Genomic DNA, 16,956 nt, shown 5'->3' on the forward strand with positions numbered 1-16,956 from the left:
AAAAAGGGAGAATAAACAAGCGGCATAACAAAAAAAGAAGGTGGCCTTTTCAGACACCTTCTTGATATTTAAGCTTGTAATAAATTCTTATTACTTACCTGCATGCATAATAGCAGCCTGAGCCTCATTAATATAAATCTAATACTCAGATACTTAAAAGCTCATTGTAAGCTATTTGTAAGCGAATATTGATTTAATATTGTTTTAACCTTTCTCTAAAGGCACTAATATGACAACATTCTTAATTTTCAGACCCCTACATATTAATATAGGGTTTCATTACACTACTTTTAGATGCTAAACTAACCTGCTCTTTATACATGTTAGTTATAATTGTATCCTTCCGTTATTGCCCCCTTTCTTTTAATAGTCTTATGATTTCGTCTTTATCATTCAAGTTGGAATCAAGACGGTTTATCTGCGTATTCAAATTATCAATCTGTTCTTTTAATAGCTTGATAATTTCTTTTTGAGATTCAACGACAGCCTGCTCTTTGGAAAGCTGTGTCGCAAGTTCATTATCACCAATAGTATTATGTGCATTACTGTTCAATGTGACAGCCGCAAGGTATGCGGATATTTGATGTGACATCGAGCAGAACAGCGCAAAGAAATTATAATCCAAGGCTTGGCTCACTTTGGCAAGTTTGCTGGTTTCCATTGTTTCCCGTTCAAGGATGCGATTGATATGTTGCTGGGGCACACCAATCCTGCGACCGAGTTCGGACTTACTAAGCCCAAGCTCATTGCGGCGTTTGTCAATCGCTTGCCCAATATGCACCAATTTTATGTCTATATCCATAATAGAATCATCAATTATTAAAGATTAAATAGAAACTATCAAATAAATATTTGGCTATATAAACCTTTTTGTGTTACTTTGCGAGCGTTAAAACTCACCTTGCTGAGTGCAAAGTTAAACATTAAATGTTAAACATCCAAAGATTATGGTAGAAAACTTGGAAAAAATCCGTCCTGCCCTCACCGCCCTCGAAGTTGGCGATGCCGTCGTGTTCCCTATCTCACGTCTGAAAAGCGTCCGTACCCAAGCCTCTGAACTGGGTGCTATCTTCAATCGCAGATTCAAAACGAAAACCAACCGCGAGAACCAGACAATTACCGTTTCACGGATCTCTTAAAATCCAAAGTTATGTAGTATGGCATCATTTCAGTTTATGGATCACCTTATATCCTATGACACATTCATTAACGACCTTTCAGCCCGAATTGTCAGGTTGTTGAAATCAGACAACAATGATCCTGAGTTCATAAGCCAGCGCAAGGCTTATGAACTATTCGGGCGTAGAAATGTGGAGCGTTGGAAACAACAAGGGAAAGTGGTATCTTACAAACGTCCGGGGAAAGTTGAATACAGGACTGCCGACCTTCGACTTCTTCAACGTACCACCCAGGATTATTTCAATAATTCCATTAAAAAGTAAAGAAAGAGTATAATGCGCCAAAGAAATAAACATTATTATGGCTACATTTTGAGCGATAATCATTTCAATAGGCAGTCATAGCAAAATTCTTCCATTGGGTCGCAAATAGTATTACAATCGGAATATGTTCGGTTTATAGACAAACCGGAATATTCATAATAAAATGTCTTTAAATGAAAGAATTAAGACCGACATGTAACCCAAACGGCATTTATTCCGTCAAACAGACCTGTGCCGAATTGGGTATCAGCAACAAGACGCTGTACAAATACAAAGAGTGTGGTTATATCAGACCGATTAACCCCACTAATGTTTGCCGCCCTAAATACACCGGACAATCAATCATTGATTGCTGGGACATTGTGAGTAAGTTATGATTAGCGAGTCCACTATAAATAAAGTCAGGAATCTTCCCATCGAAAATGTCCTCAAACCATACGTTGAACTTTCAAAAAAGGGTTTGACGTTAATGGGCTTGTGCCCTTTCCATTCGGAACGGACAGCCTCATTTTCCGTGACTGCCCATAAGAATCTTTTCCACTGTTTCAGTTGTAACCGTGGCGGTGATGCCATTACCTTTATCATGGAAAAGGAGAACCTTTCTTTTGGGGAGGCTATAAAGTTCATAGCAAAGAACCACAATATCCTCATAGAGTACATAGATGAAGAACAAACGGATGAACAGAGAGCCGAGACCAGACACAAGGAGTCTTTGTTCGTTATCTTGGATTGCGTCCAGAAATACTTCTTGGAGAATCTGAGAACAAACATGGGGAATGAAAGCCGGATGGCTCGTGATTACGCTTATGGCAGATGGACGGAAGAGTTCTGCTCCACAGCAGGAATAGGCTATGCTCCTAAAGACGGGCATGACTTCATTGATTATTGCCGTAATAAATCTCTCAATGAAAAAGCCTTGTTTGAATTGGGACTGTTCAAACGTGGCGAAGATGGTAGTGTGTATGCGATGTTTCGTCACCGTATCATGATTCCGATACGGAATAAATGGGGACGCATCATCGCTTACACCGCACGGTACATCGGTGAAAACAAGAATACCCCCAAATACATCAATTCGGCAACCAGTATTCTTTATTCCAAAGGGGAAACACTGTTCGGCATCGACCACGCCTATCGTCAACGTGACACGGATTATTATATTATCGTAGAAGGTGCGCCGGATGTGCTTCGAATGCAACAGGTTGGTTTTGACAATACAGTTGCCACCCTCGGTACATCATGGAGTGAAAGCCAGTTCGACCAACTGAAGCCATACACCTCCTCCTTATGTTTTATTCCTGATTCGGATGTAGCGGAAGGTAAAACCTTCGGGCCTGGATTTGAAGCGGTCATGACCAATGGGGCCGCCGCCATACGAAAAGGCTTCTATGTAACCGTTCGGGAATTGCCGTTCGCCCAACACCCTGCTTCGGGCGAAAAAATATTGAAGAACGATGCGGACAGCTATATCCGTTGTAGGGAAGATTACACATCGCTCAAAGAAAAGCATTTCATCGTATGGCTTGCCCAGAAACGTTTCTTGGTAGCCGATTCGCTGATGGAAGAACGGAAGTATGTGGCAGAGATAGCCGACCTGCTCCGCTACATCAAAGACCAGTTGGTGTTTGACCAATGTATCGGGCAACTGGCGAAACTTCACGGCAAGGTAAAACTTTGGCGTGATGCCGTGGTGCAAGCCCGTGGAGAGGCGAAGAAGAAGAGTGAGAAAGCATCCTCCATGAATGACTTGCAACGTGAAGCGGAACTGTTGCGCCAATTCGGGTTGTTCATCCGGGAGAACTGCTACTACTCCACCGGAGAAGAGGAGGAAGATCCGGCCAGAATATCCAACTTCATCATGGATCCGCTATTCCACATCGAAGATGAAAGCAACGGTACTCGTATTTTTCGTATGCGGAATATGTACAACGTGTGCCGTGTCGTTGAACTGAAGGAGTCCGAACTATGTTCATTGAGCAACTTCCAGCAGAAAGTAGGCTCGTTGGGCAATTATGTATGGCTTGCCAAGATTGACAAGCTCAACCGTGTCAAAGAATACCTCTATTCAAAAACAGACACGGCGGAACGCATCCGGAAATTGGGTTGGAACGCAAATGAGGATTTCTTTGCTTTCGGTAACGGCATCTTGACTGATGGCACGTTCAAGCCAGTCGATGAATTGGGAATTGTACGGGGTATCAATGGAAAAGCCTTCTACATCCCGGCAACCTCCAAAATTTACCTCCACAATCAAGAAGTATTCCAGTTTGAACGATTAATGATTCATGAGAACAGAAACGGAGTAAGACTTTTTGATTTTGTATCAAGGCTGACGGATGTATTTGGAGAGAATGCAAGAATCGCTTTTTGCTACTTGTTATCGACTCTTTTCCGGGACATTGTCTTTCGTCGTACCCGTCATTTCCCCATACTCAACCTGTTCGGTGAAAAAGGAACGGGTAAAACCACGTTGGCGACATCGCTCCAGTCGTTCTTTTTGCACGGTATCGACCCACCCAATTTGGGTGTAACATCGGTACCGGCCATGAACGACCGGGTATCTCAGGCTGTCAATACATTGGTGGTATTGGACGAATACAAGAACGACCTCGACATTCGTAAGATAGCCTACCTCAAAGGACTTTGGGGAGGTGGCGGACAGACAAAGAAGAACATCAATACGGATGGCATGGCTGCACAAACCATTGTCACCACAGGTGTAGCCCTTTGCGGACAGGACAAGCCCACCCAAGACATGGCACTCTACACCCGTGTCCTCTTCTTGGCTTTCTCAAAGACTTCGTTCAGCCAACAGGAGAAGCGTCAGTATGAGGATTTGGTTTCTACCTGCAATCTCGGTTTGACGCATCTGACCATTGAGATATTAAGCCATCGCGGGCTATTTGAGAAAAATTTCCCGGAAATCTACTCCATCACCAAACGTGAGTTGGCGACCAAACTGGAAAATGAAGCCATCCATGACCGTATTTTCGGCAACTGGGTCATCCCTTTGGCCACCTTTCGCACCTTGGAAACCGCCATCAATGTGCCGTTCGGTTATGCCGAACTGTTTGATACGGCCATCCGTGGAGTACGCAATCAAAATGAACTGGCACAAGAGAGTTCCGAAGTGGCAGACTTTTGGAATATGCTTCAGGGATTCCAGACATCAGGGAAATGCATCGAACAGGCACATTACCGTATCCGGTATTTGAAAGCATTTCGTCCCCTGTCAGCCAGAGAAGATATAGAGTTTCAAGAGGCACGTCCTATCCTCTATCTGAATACGGCAGCAGTGGCTTCATTGTTCAACAGCCGGAACATGAATACCACCGCCAATCGTTCCAACTGGTCTACCATCATATCCTATCTGAAATCGCACTCCTCTTTCCTGGGCTTGAAACAAGACCGTTTCACCATCCTGCTACCGAGCGGATTGCCGGACTATTCGTTTGAGCTGATTAATGGTGAACAAGTAAAGAAAGTGAAAGTCAACCGTCCCAAAGCCCTGTGTTTTGATTACCTACAACTGAAAGACTCTTTTGGATTGGATTTGGAAACGGAAGTAGTGACTGATACCCAAGATTCAGAAGATATGTAAAGGTCGGACAAGTGAACGGCGGGCGGATTTTACGGAATACCCCAATCTGCGATTTGCGGAAGGCTGCTGTAAAATTCGCAAAACGTTAGCATTTGCGGCTCTTGGCAATTGACCGAACGCTGTACCTTTGCATAAAAATCACCCGACAGGAATTGCCGACATAAGGGGAGAAGACGAATTAAAAAATAAATGATTGGGCAATGGCATATCGTTATTCGCAACTAAAAAATGGTAGAAAGAGTACATTTTTATATTCATAAAAGCTGTTATCAGAAAGAAAATGGAGAAAAAAGAAATTATATAAAAAATAACTCTTAACTTTGCACCAGTCAAGTTTCCTATCGAAGTGTCGATTGGAATTAAAAGGGAATCCCGGTGAAAATCCGGAGCTGTACTCGCAGCTGTAAGTCCTAATTAAAGTTTATCGCACTCTTTGCCACTGGTGAAAGCTGGGAAGGCGCGATAAGCGGGATGAGCCAGAAGACCTGCTTGATGAGATATGATTTAGTGACCACGGGATAATTGGCATTAGATCAAAATGAACAGAGGCTCATCCAAAGACCACCTGTATTCTTTTTGATAACCGGTTTCTCATTCGTTGCAAATCTATCGCAAGGAAAACGAATGTGTAATTAAACTTTTTGTTTAACTTTTAATACTGGAGTTATGAAAAAGAATTTTAGGTTTATGGCAATGGCCGTTGTAGCAATGGCCGCTACAGTATTCACAGGATGTTCGTCCGATGATGACTTTTTGATGGAATCAATGGATTCCGTAACCACGCAAACCCGTTCCGTTACGTGGACATCTTATGAAATTGATTTCACGGATGTTCCTGCGGCCTATACCGCATCGGACAAGTACGGAGCCAACCTTTATTCCGGCAGCTCAAGCCAGATTACTACCGGTTACATTCAGCAATTAGGAACGACGGGTACGTATATCCAATTCCCGATCAACTATCTCCCGCAGGAATGGGAATCCGGACAACCGTGGCGCTATGAGTTCCATAACGGAGGTTTGGCTGTTTCTAATTTCACCGATATTACCGATGGCTCTTATCTGAACCAATGCAGTGTATACAATAATGGGAAAGCTGGTTACGACAATGACAAATTCGTCGTGGCTTTCGGCTATAGCGACTGGTATAATGACCCGGATACGACCTATGACAAATGTGCTAAAATTTATTTGACAGATGCCACAGGTTATAGGGTTACAACAGTAGGAAGTCCTGTAACCGGTACTGCAAAATCAGGATGTTTCAATAGCGTTCGGGTTTGTAATACGACCTACGGACATCTGGTGATGGAAAATGGAAACGCCTTCACTTCCGGCTCACTCAGTTCTCAGAACGGATGATTCAAAGTCCGGTTTATCGGGTTTAATGCGAATAACGTGAAGACAGGTACGGTAGATTTCTACCTGGCCAATTTCGATTCTTCGCTAATAACCATATCTGGACTTGACAATGAAATCCGAGAGGGATGGCAAGAAGTCGATTTAACCGGTCTGGGTAACAATGTCAGCACAGTGGTTATTAACTTTGTCGGTAGTGATACCGGGAATTACGGTTTGAACACTCCTGCATACTGCGCTTTGGATAATCTGTCTGTTTCACTGAACTAATAGCAATCAGTTATGAAAAAAGTTTTTCCGATTGTTTTCGCATTTGTCTTTTTGCTTTCGTGCAACAAAGACGATGAAATAACCCGGGAGGTTGGCAACCAACCACCCGTTATCGAACTCGATAGCGAAACGGGTATTTATATCACCAAGATAGGTAAGGAAGTTACAATAAACCCTAATTATTCGAATGTCGATTTTGCCGTTTATTCATGGAAATGTAATGGCAGGATCATCTCGGAAGAACCTTCTCTGGTTTATACTTTCGACCAGCCTGACTCTTATTACGTAATTATTCGCGTGGATACTCCCGATGGCAGTTCCGAAGAAGAAATTCGTATCGATGTCAGCGAACTGGCCCCACCGAAAATCTCGTTGGTATTGCCTTCCAGCGGTTTAAAGATCAGAGCAGGAAGGGAGTATAAATTATCTCCAGATGTGCAAAATGCCGAGAATGCCACTTTTCTGTGGACAATTAACGGTGAAGAAGTAAGCACGGAAAAAGACATCGTTTTCACCCGGCAAGAAATGGGAGATTACAAATGTCGGCTTTATGCAGAGAATGAAGACGGAAGCGATACGAAAGAGTTTGTTATAAGCGTTGTCGATCAGTTGCCTATAGAGGTGACATTCGTAGCCCCGTCCTTTTACACAGAACAATTGGTGAAATACGTGGAACTGGGTAAGACGCTGTACCTGCGTCCCTATGTCAATGCGGGAGCTGAATCCTACTCTTGTTCATGGAGTTTGAATAATGAGCCTATTGACGGGGCCAATTCTTTATTATACGCTTTTACACCGGAGGCGGAAGGCGATTATACCCTTACGGTCACTGTTTCGTGTGAAGATGCAGTACCGGCAGCACAACGTCTTACGCGTAATATCGCGGTGACGGGGTCGGATAAGGTGTCCGTAGACATTCCTGTAAAATGCCTGCCTGCCGGCACTGGCAAAAAACGCCCTTATGCTGCCGGAAATTCTTTAGTGTCTGACAAAGTATATGAATTTATCCCGGCTCCGGGACAATTCGTTAACGAGACTTCGAAGGCCGGGTATAGCGGGGAATCGACGCATGAAGCAGCCATTCTCTATGCAGAGAACAGGCTTGCAAAAAATCTCTATGTATCATTGGGCGCATGGGGCGGATATATCGTTGTCGGTTTCGACCATAGCATTGAAAACAAGGGAGGATACGATTTCTCTATCATGGGCAACCAGTTCGACACCTCGAACGAACCGGGCATTGTGTTCGTGATGCAGGATGTCAATGGCAACAGGGAACCCGATGACGAATGGTATGAACTGAAAGGTTCCGAATACGGTAAGGAGGAAACAATCCAGTTTTATGCTGTCACCTATTACCGCCCTGCCGCAAAAGGGTTTGACACACAATGGACCGATAACCAGGGAAAAACTGGTTGTGTGGATTACTTGGGAACCTACCATCCGCAGCCTTTTTATTATCCGGAGTGGATTGAGGAAGATTCGTACACGCTCTACGGTCCGCGGCTGGCATCGAGGACAGTATATGCCGGGCCGGGCAACTGGCAGAACCTGCCGTTCGATTGGGGCTATGTCGACAATGTGGGCAGCGATATGGTCGATAAGGACAATCCTTCCGCAAATGCTGTGAAAAATTATTTCAGGATATCGGATGCCGTGAATCCCGATGGCAGTGCGGCCAACCTCTCCCATATCGATTTTATCAAGGTTCAGACGGGAGTGAACGCCAAAGCCGGATGGCTCGGGGAAAATTCAACGGAAGTGTTCGGTTTTACAGATGAAAACAATAAATAATATGAACTATATATTCAGAATTGTCGCATTATCGCTTGCCCTCATTACATGTTGGGGATGTGACAAGGACGATGATTCCAGTCAGGAATTTGTGTCCACGGGAAAAGACAACTATATCGTATCTTTCGCCATAACGGTAGATGGGATTTCTTACAATGCATCGATAACGGACGACCGGATTCTGGTAAAAGTTCCGTATGATATTTCCCTGAAAGGCGCTGCTGCATCTTACACGTTGAGTGAAAACGCTACGATTAACCCCGATCCGTCAGCCCTCACGGACTGGAATGAGGAGTGGCAGTTTATCGTGACTTCGGGAAACAAGAGAAACAAGGTCTATCATTATAGTTACGAGTATGCCGAGATCTCCGAGAGTGGCAGCGTCGTGTTGGAAACCCAGGCCGATGTCGATAATTTCAAGAGCAGAAGGATTAACTGTATTGCGGGAAATCTGGTTGTCGGCGCGGATAAGGGGGAGGATATAAACAATCTCGACGGGTTATGCAATTTGGAAAAAGTCACCAACTCCGTGATTATCAAAAAATCGTATAAAGGCAATGACCTGTCCGGCATGTCGTCCTTACGGGAGGTTGGTAACTTCAAATTGGGAACGCTGGACCAGCTTTCCACCAACGAAACGCTTGAGACCATCTCTTTACCGGCATTGGAAACAGTTACCGGTGATTTTATCATTCGTCAGGCTACAATAGCGAACATTGACCTGCCTGCATTGAAAGAGGTGGGGGAAACTTTCCATATCGCCTCGGAAGGCCTGCTCGCGTTTGCTGCCAACGAACTGACAAGCGTCGGGAGTAATCTTGCCTTGATTGGTACAACCGATGAAAGCGGCACTTCGAATTCGCACTCCGAAGTATTTGTTTTCCCGGATTTACTGAGCGTCGGGGGAAACATGACTATCCGGAATTTCCCGGATCTGGCTTCGGTTGACTGTTCCGCTTTGCAAGCCGTGGAAGGGAATGTCATTTTCAGGGATTTGGCTTTAAGCGGGATACTGCTTCCTAAGATGACTGCATGCCGGGACGTAGAGGTTTGCAATGTGCCGTTGTATACGTTTCAGGCTCCGGAGTTATTGCAATGCGGAGCTGTGACATTCGATAATTGCGCCAATCTTGGAGAGGTTGATATGTCCGCTGTAACGGTTATTGACGGGGATTTGACTCTCAATAATCTGGAGGTACTGAATAACGTCGAAGGCTTGTCCTCCCTGACGGAAGTCCATGGAAATTTGACTATATCGGACGTTCCCTTGAAAGACATGGCGCCCTTGGCCAACCTTACTTCCGTAACCGGGATGACCGTCACCAATACGAATATCGAAACTCTCGATATCCGGGGATGCACATTTGCCGGGGGTGCATTGGAAATAGAAAAGAACGGTAAGTTGTATTCGTTTTTGGCTGATGATGATTTCGACGGAAGTGTGAGGATAAACCCCAACGGAAGTTTGATACAAGTCCCGGAGTTTTCCATGACCGGATTCAAAAATATTGCTGGAGATTTTTCTATTGCCGGATATGTGTATGCAGAATCAGTGGAAATACCTGTCGAAATGGTGACAGGAGATTTTACATTTGACTGTGGTCATGCTAATAATTTTCCTATTAAATATGTCGATATAGCTTTGCGGGAATGCGGGGGAAGCTGTACGCTTGGCCGCTTCGGTTCTGCAGAAAGTTGTTCACTTCCGAATTTGGAGAAAGTGGGTAAACAAATGGATCTTCAAGGACGGGCCGAGTGTATGATCTCCATGCCCCAATTACGTTCAATTGGTGAAAATATCGGAGCAGACGAAAGTCTGCAATCGCTTATCTATGTTTATAATGGAAATCAGGATGATGGTAAAACGCTCTGTTTCCCCAAGTTGGAGATTGTAAATACACCTTTGGAATTCAGGACATACTTGACAGCAAATTGCCTGTATGAAAGTGTATCACTTCCTTGTTTGAGGAAAGTTAACGGACTTTTGCAATTTTGTACGCATGCCAACAATACCCGTTATCAGAACAATGCGTTAAAGTCAATATCTGTCCCTGTCATAGAATACGTGGAAGGCGTTTCTTTTTCATGGATGGCAGAATTATCGGAAGTCTCGACATTCCAAACATTATTCCGAACAGGTGTTATAAACGATGCTTCGAAGTGGAAGATTGTACGCTGTGCCAAACTTCCGACATATGACCAAATGATGAGCGACTCTCAGTAAGCATAACTTTTTACCATATGAAATACCTGATACGACATATCGTCTTGCTGTGCGGGCTGCTGCTGGCGGGCTGCATGAAGTGGGACTACGGCGATACCGTGGAGGATTTCAACGCCACGGGAGCCGGACTGTTCATTACCAACGAGGGCAATTTCCAGTACGGCAATGCCTCGCTGAGCTACTACGACCCGGAGACCAAACAGGTGCAGAACGAAATCTTCTTCCGAGCCAACGGCATGAAGCTCGGCGACGTGGCACAGTCAATGATCATCCACGACAACAAAGGCTGGGTCGTGGTGAACAACTCCCACGTTATTTTTGCCATCGACCTGAACACCTTCAAGGAGGTGGGACGCATCGAGAATCTGACCTCGCCGCGCTATATCCATTTCCTGAGCGACGAGAAAGCCTACGTCACCCAGCTGTGGGACAACCGCATCTTCATCATCAACCCGCGAACGTATGAAATCATCGGACATATTCAGGTGCCGGACATGACGATGGAAAGCGGCTCGACGGAGCAGATGGTGCAGTACGGGAAATACGTCTATTGCAACTGCTGGAGTTACCAGAACCGCATCATCAAAATCGACACCGAGACCGACCAAGTTGTCGATGAACTGAAAATCGGCATCCAACCCACATCGCTGGTCATGGACAAGTATAACAAGATGTGGACGATTACTGACGGCGGCTACGAGGGTAGCCCCTACGGTTACGAAGCCCCCTCGCTCTACCGCATCGACGCCGAGACTTTCACCGTGGAGAAGCAGTTCAAGTTCAAGTTGGGCGACTGGCCCTCGGAGGTGCAACTCAACGGCGACGGAACGAAGCTCTACTGGCTCAACAAGGATGTGTGGCAGATGGACGTCACGGCAAACCGTATCCCTGTCCGCCCGTTCCTTGAGTATCAGAACACGCTGTATTACGGACTGACGGTAAACCCTGCCAACGGAGAGGTGTACATCGCCGATGCCATCGACTATCAGCAGCAGGGCATGATTTACCGCTACTCGCCCGACGGCGAACTGATTGATGAATTTTATGTCGGGATTATCCCTGGTGCATTCTGTTGGAAATAAGGAAGGAGGCAATATGAAAAGACTATATCTGTTATTCGCTTTGGTGGCATGTCTCCCCGCGGCGCTCTTTGCGCAGCAGACGGAAAGTAAAAAGCGGCCGGCCTGGCATCTTACCATACCGGAAGTCACGATCATCGGACATCGGCCGATGAAAGAAATCGGCGTGCAGAAAACGAAGTTCGATTCGCTCGCACTGAAAGAGAACATCGCTCTCTCGATGGCCGACATCCTGACCTTCAACTCGTCCGTATTCGTCAAGAGCTACGGCCGCGCCACGCTCTCGACGGTCGCCTTCCGCGGCACGTCGCCCTCGCACACGCAGGTGACGTGGAACGGTATGCGCATCAACAACCCCATGCTCGGCATGACCGACTTCTCGACCATCCCGTCCTATTTCATCGACAACGCATCGCTGCTGCACGGCACTTCGTCGGTGAACGAGACGGGCGGCGGTCTGGGCGGTCTGGTCAAGCTCGGCACGGCTCCCGAAGTCGCCGAGGGATTCCATGCCCAATACGTGCAGGGCATCGGCTCGTTCAAGACCTTCGACGAGTTCGCCCGCTTCACCTACGGCAGCGAGCGGTGGCACGTCTCCACCCGTGCGGTCTACTCCTCCTCGCCCAACGACTACAAGTACACCAACCACGACAAGAAAATCAATATCTACGACGAGGAGAAGAACATCATCGGACAGTACCACCCTGTGGAGCGCAACCGCTCCGGTGCATTCAAGGATTTGCATCTGCTTCAAGAGGTCTATTACAATACCCGCAAAGGCGATAAATTGGGCCTGAATGCGTGGTACATCAACTCCAACCGGGAACTCCCGATGCTGACCACCGATTACGGCGACGCCGCCGACTTCGAGAACCGCCAGCGGGAGCAGACGTTCCGAGGCATCCTTTCGTGGGACCACATCAAGAGCAACTGGAAAGTCGGCATGAAGGGCGGCTATATCCACACGTGGATGGCCTACGACTACAAGCGGGAGGTGGCACCCGGCAACTGGGCGTCGATGACCCGCTCCCGCAGCAAGGTGAATACCTTCTACGGGCAGGCGGAGGGCGAATACAGCCCGACGAAACGGTGGTTCCTGACCGCTAACGTGTCTGCGTACCAGCATCTGGTACGCAGCGAGGACAAGAACATCATCTTGCAGGACGGCAGCAAAGCCATCGTGGGCTATGACAAGGGGCGCGTGGAACTCTCCGGCTCCGTATCCGCCAAGTGGCAGCCGATAGACCGGTTAGGCATGTCGGTGGTGCTGCGCGAGGAGATGTACGGCGACCGGTGGTCGCCGCTTATCCCGGCGTTCTTCATGGACGGTCTCATTTCACCGAAAGGAAACATCATGCTGAAAGCCTCCGTGTCGCGCAACTACCGTTTCCCGACACTCAACGACCTCTATTTCCTGCCGGGCGGTAATCCCGATCTGAAAAACGAGCAGGGCTTTACCTACGATGCGGGCGTCAGCTTCGACGTGGGCAAACAGGGTGTCTATAAATTTGGAGGCGGCGTGAACTGGTTCGACTCCTACATCGACGACTGGATTATCTGGCTGCCGACGACCAAAGGTTTCTTCTCGCCGCGCAACGTGAAGAAGGTACACGCCTACGGTGTGGAGGTTAAGGCGAACCTGGCCGTGCAGCCGGCGAAAGACTGGCTCATCGACCTGAACGGCACCTACTCGTGGACACCCTCCATCAATGAAGGCGAGAAGATGTCGCCCGCCGACCAGTCGGTGGGTAAACAGCTGCCCTACGTGCCGGAGCATTCCGCCTCGCTGACCGGACGCCTGTCGTGGCGGTCGTGGGCGTTCCTTTATAAGTGGGCGTTCTACTCGGAGCGTTTCACCATGTCGAGCAACGACTACACGCTGACGGGACACCTGCCGCAGTATTTTATGAGCAACGTCTCGTTGGAGAAAAAACTGTTCTTCAAGCCGGTGGACGTACAGTTGAAATTTGCCGTCAATAATCTCTTCAACGAGGACTATCTGTCGGTACTCTCGCGCCCCATGCCCGGTATCAACTTCGAGTTCTTTATCGGCATCACTCCGAAATTCGGGAAAAACAAGAAAAAATCCGTAAATCCAAATCAATAACGATAAGAAAGTGTGGAAAAATCTTAGCCTGCTGTTGCTGCTTGTACTGGTATTCACAGGCTGTCATAACAAAAGTTCCAGACTCGCCGATTTCGGCAGTTCGGTTTATACCCCCGAATACGCTTCGGGCTTTGACATAAAGGGAGCAGAAGGTAAGAAAAGCGTCCTGCTCACCGTCACAAACCCGTGGCAGGGGGCCGACAGCGTCACCACGAGCCTGTTCATCGCCCGTAACGGCGAACCCGCTCCCGAAGATTTCACCGGTCAGGTACTCGAAGGGGATGCCGGACGCATCGTCTGCATGTCCTCGACCCACGTCGCCATGCTCGACGCAATCGGCGAAACGGGGCGCGTGGTCGGCGTGTCAGGCATCGACTACATCTCCAATCCCGATATTCAGGCACGCCGCGACAGCGTCGGCGACGTGGGCTACGAAGGGAACATCAACTACGAGCTGCTGCTCTCGCTCGACCCCGACCTCGTGCTGCTCTACGGCGTGAACGGGGCCAGTTCGATGGAGGGCAAACTCAAAGAGTTGGGTATCCCGTTCATGTACGTCGGCGACTATTTGGAAGAGTCGCCGTTGGGCAAAGCCGAATGGCTGGTGGCTCTGGCGGAGGTTGCAGGGAAACGAGCAGAGGGAGAAACGGCCTTTGCCGAGATTCCGGTTCGGTATAACGCTTTGAAAAAACGTGTGACCGATGCAGCACTCGATGCCCCCTCGGTGATGCTCAACATCCCCTACGGCGATTCGTGGTTCATGCCCTCGACAAAGAGCTACGCCGTGCGGCTGATTGCCGATGCGGGAGGCGATTACATCTACAAGAAAAACACGGGCAACGCTTCCGCGCCCATCGACCTCGAAGAGGCGTATCTGCTGGCCTCGCAAGCCGATATATGGATGCATGTGGGTATGGCGAACACGCTCGACGAGCTGCGAGCCGCCTGCCCGAAGTTCACCGACACCCGGTGCTTCCGCAACGGCTACGTCTATAACAACAACGCCCGCACGAATGCCGCCGGAGGCAACGACTACTACGAGTCGGCCGTGGTGAATCCCGACCTCGTGCTACGAGACCTCGTAAAGATATTCCACCCCGAACTGGTAGCAGAAGATTTCGTCTATTACAAGCAATTGAAATAAATGCGCTCCCGTTCCGTCCTATTATTTACCGCACTGGCTGCCCTCACCCTCTTCCTGTTTCTGCTGGATTTGGCGGTGGGGGCTGTCGCCGTGCCGCTCGGCGATGTTTGGGCGGCCCTGACGGGCGGCGATTGTCCGCGAGCGACGGCGAAAATAATACTGAATATCCGACTGATTAAGGCGGTGGTCGCGTTGCTGGCCGGAGCCGCCCTGTCGGTCAGCGGTCTTCAGATGCAGACCCTCTTCCGCAATCCCCTTGCCGGGCCTTACGTGCTCGGCATCAGTTCGGGCGCGAGCCTCGGCGTGGCGCTCGTCGTACTTGCCGGCGTCGGCTCGTCGATAGGCATCGCTGGGGCGGCATGGCTCGGAGCGGCAATCGTGTTGGTTGTCATCGCTGCTGTCGGTCACCGCATCAAGGATATCATGGTGATTCTGATTCTCGGCATGATGTTCTCGTCGGGAATCGGTGCAGTTGTTCAGATATTGCAGTACGTCGCCAACGATGAATCCTTGAAAATGTTCGTCGTCTGGACGATGGGATCGCTCGGTGACGTGACCTTCAACCAGCTTGCGATACTCATCCCGTCGATTATTGCCGGATTGTTGTTGGCGGTGGTAACGATCAAACCGCTCAACCTGCTGCTGTTCGGCGAGGAGTATGCCGTGACGATGGGGCTGAACGTCCGCCGCTCACGCGGACTGCTGTTTCTATCCACGACGTTGCTGGCCGGCACGGTGACCGCCTTTTGCGGTCCGATAGGTTTCATCGGGCTGGCTATGCCCCACGTCACGCGGATGCTGTTCCGCAACAGTGACCATCGGGTACTCGTGCCGGGAACCGTTCTTTCGGGTGCTTCCGTGTTGCTGCTTTGCGACCTCGTTTCCAAACTGTTCACCCTGCCGATCAATGCCATCACCGCACTGCTGGGAATCCCCATCGTGGTGTGGGTGGTCTTGCGCAACAAATCCATCACCGCATGATAGAGTTACACGATTTTTCCATAGGCTACGGGGAGCGAACCTTGCTCAACGAGGTAGAAACCACAATCGAAAAGGGCAAACTGACAGCCCTTATCGGGCGCAACGGCACGGGCAAATCGACGCTGCTTCGGGCAATCGCCGGACTGAACCGCCGTTATGCCGGCCGAATCCTGCTCGACGGACGTCTCGCCGCCGATATGCGAGCCCCAGAGATGGCCCGGACGCTGGCATTCGTCACGACCGAGCGCACGCGCATTGCTAACCTCAAATGCGAGGACGTCGTAGCTATAGGCCGCGCACCCTATACCAACTGGATCGGCAGAATGCAGGAGGCCGACAAGGAGATTGTCATGCGGTCGCTCGCCTCGGTGGGCATGGAGGCTTATGCGGAGCGCACGATGGACAAGATGTCGGACGGCGAGTGCCAGCGCATCATGATCGCACGGGCGTTGGCGCAGGATACGTCGATTATTCTGCTCGACGAACCCACCTCGTTCCTCGATATGCCCAACCGCTACGAATTGTGTACGCTGCTGGCACAGCTGGCGCACGACGAAGGGAAATGTATCCTCTTTTCTACCCACGAACTCGATATCGCCCTCTCGCTCGCCGATGCGATAGCCCTTATCGACCCGCCCCGACTGGTACGCTTGCCCACCGATGAGATGCGCCGGAGTGGCTGCATCGAACGGCTGTTCCGCAATAATAGCGTATCATTCGACACTGCGACAGGATTCATTAAAGTGGGACAATGACTAAGGAATATATCATAGAGAATTTCACGGCAAGCATCGGCGTGGATGAATACATTTCACGTTTCCGGGATGAGAAACGGTTCGTCGAATTTTGCAAACAATGCCCTAATTATGGTAACAGTTGGGGGTGTCCGCCGTTTGATTTCGATACCGGAGAATTTTTGGTCATTATTGAAAATGCGCATTGAATTATTCAAAAA

Annotated in this window: 12 protein-coding genes, 2 pseudogenes and 1 riboswitch; of the genes and pseudogenes, 13 read left to right on the plus strand and 1 reads right to left on the minus strand. The window is 48.7% G+C overall.

Annotated elements, in window-relative coordinates; translation table 11 throughout:
• Window positions 1-346 precede the first annotated feature (346 nt).
• Window positions 347-802, minus strand: a complete 456-nt coding sequence (locus ODOSP_RS18240) for a helix-turn-helix domain-containing protein (protein WP_013613739.1) — start codon at window positions 800-802, stop codon at window positions 347-349.
• A gap of 145 nt (window positions 803-947) precedes the next feature.
• On the opposite strand from ODOSP_RS18240, the gene ODOSP_RS18245 reads away from it, so the two are divergent.
• The 13 genes and pseudogenes from ODOSP_RS18245 to ODOSP_RS18305 form a co-directional block, all read left to right on the plus strand.
• Entirely contained in the window at window positions 948-1,139 is a 192-nt protein-coding gene (locus ODOSP_RS18245) for a hypothetical protein (protein WP_013613740.1), read from the plus strand.
• Between the two features lie 18 nt (window positions 1,140-1,157).
• A complete protein-coding gene (locus ODOSP_RS18250) occupies window positions 1,158-1,442 on the plus strand; it encodes a hypothetical protein (protein WP_013613741.1) in 285 nt (94 codons plus the stop codon).
• A 173-nt stretch (window positions 1,443-1,615) separates the two neighbouring features.
• Window positions 1,616-1,819: a hypothetical protein gene (locus ODOSP_RS20560; protein ID WP_013613742.1), complete on the plus strand. Its 204-nt coding sequence runs from the start codon at window positions 1,616-1,618 to the stop codon at window positions 1,817-1,819.
• Window positions 1,816-5,043, plus strand: a complete 3,228-nt coding sequence (dnaG, locus tag ODOSP_RS18260) for a DNA primase (protein WP_013613743.1) — start codon at window positions 1,816-1,818, stop codon at window positions 5,041-5,043. The genes ODOSP_RS20560 and dnaG overlap by 4 nt, the downstream gene beginning before the upstream one ends.
• A gap of 314 nt (window positions 5,044-5,357) precedes the next feature.
• Window positions 5,358-5,550: riboswitch (cobalamin riboswitch) on the plus strand.
• 258 nt (window positions 5,551-5,808) lie between these two features.
• Window positions 5,809-6,672: pseudogene (locus ODOSP_RS18265) on the plus strand (DUF4465 domain-containing protein).
• A 12-nt stretch (window positions 6,673-6,684) separates the two neighbouring features.
• A complete protein-coding gene (locus tag ODOSP_RS18270; protein ID WP_013613744.1) occupies window positions 6,685-8,466 on the plus strand; it encodes a PKD-like domain-containing protein in 1,782 nt (593 codons plus the stop codon).
• Window position 8,467: 1 nt separating this feature from the next.
• Window positions 8,468-10,690, plus strand: coding sequence for a DUF4971 domain-containing protein (locus tag ODOSP_RS18275; RefSeq protein WP_013613745.1), 2,223 nt, complete (start codon window positions 8,468-8,470; stop codon window positions 10,688-10,690).
• A gap of 17 nt (window positions 10,691-10,707) precedes the next feature.
• A complete protein-coding gene (locus tag ODOSP_RS18280; RefSeq protein WP_013613746.1) occupies window positions 10,708-11,772 on the plus strand; it encodes a YncE family protein in 1,065 nt (354 codons plus the stop codon).
• Window positions 11,773-11,785: 13 nt separating this feature from the next.
• A complete protein-coding gene (locus ODOSP_RS18285) occupies window positions 11,786-13,876 on the plus strand; it encodes a TonB-dependent receptor (protein ID WP_013613747.1) in 2,091 nt (696 codons plus the stop codon).
• 10 nt (window positions 13,877-13,886) lie between these two features.
• Window positions 13,887-15,020 carry an ABC transporter substrate-binding protein gene (locus tag ODOSP_RS18290; protein WP_013613748.1) on the plus strand — a complete coding sequence of 378 codons (1,134 nt, stop codon included), beginning with the start codon at window positions 13,887-13,889 and terminating at the stop codon, window positions 15,018-15,020.
• Entirely contained in the window at window positions 15,021-16,001 is a 981-nt protein-coding gene (locus ODOSP_RS18295) for a FecCD family ABC transporter permease (protein WP_013613749.1), read from the plus strand.
• On the plus strand, window positions 15,998-16,756 hold the full coding sequence (locus ODOSP_RS18300; RefSeq protein WP_013613750.1) for an ABC transporter ATP-binding protein: 759 nt from the start codon (window positions 15,998-16,000) through the stop codon (window positions 16,754-16,756). Before ODOSP_RS18295 ends, ODOSP_RS18300 begins: the two co-directional genes overlap by 4 nt.
• A pseudogene (locus ODOSP_RS18305) lies at window positions 16,753-16,941 on the plus strand (DUF2284 domain-containing protein); the annotation flags it as partial. The gene ODOSP_RS18300 and the pseudogene ODOSP_RS18305, both read left to right, overlap by 4 nt.
• Between the last annotated feature and the right edge of the window lie 15 nt (window positions 16,942-16,956).

The sequence above is a fragment of the Odoribacter splanchnicus DSM 20712 genome (genome assembly GCF_000190535.1).
GTDB lineage: Bacteria > Bacteroidota > Bacteroidia > Bacteroidales > Marinifilaceae > Odoribacter > Odoribacter splanchnicus.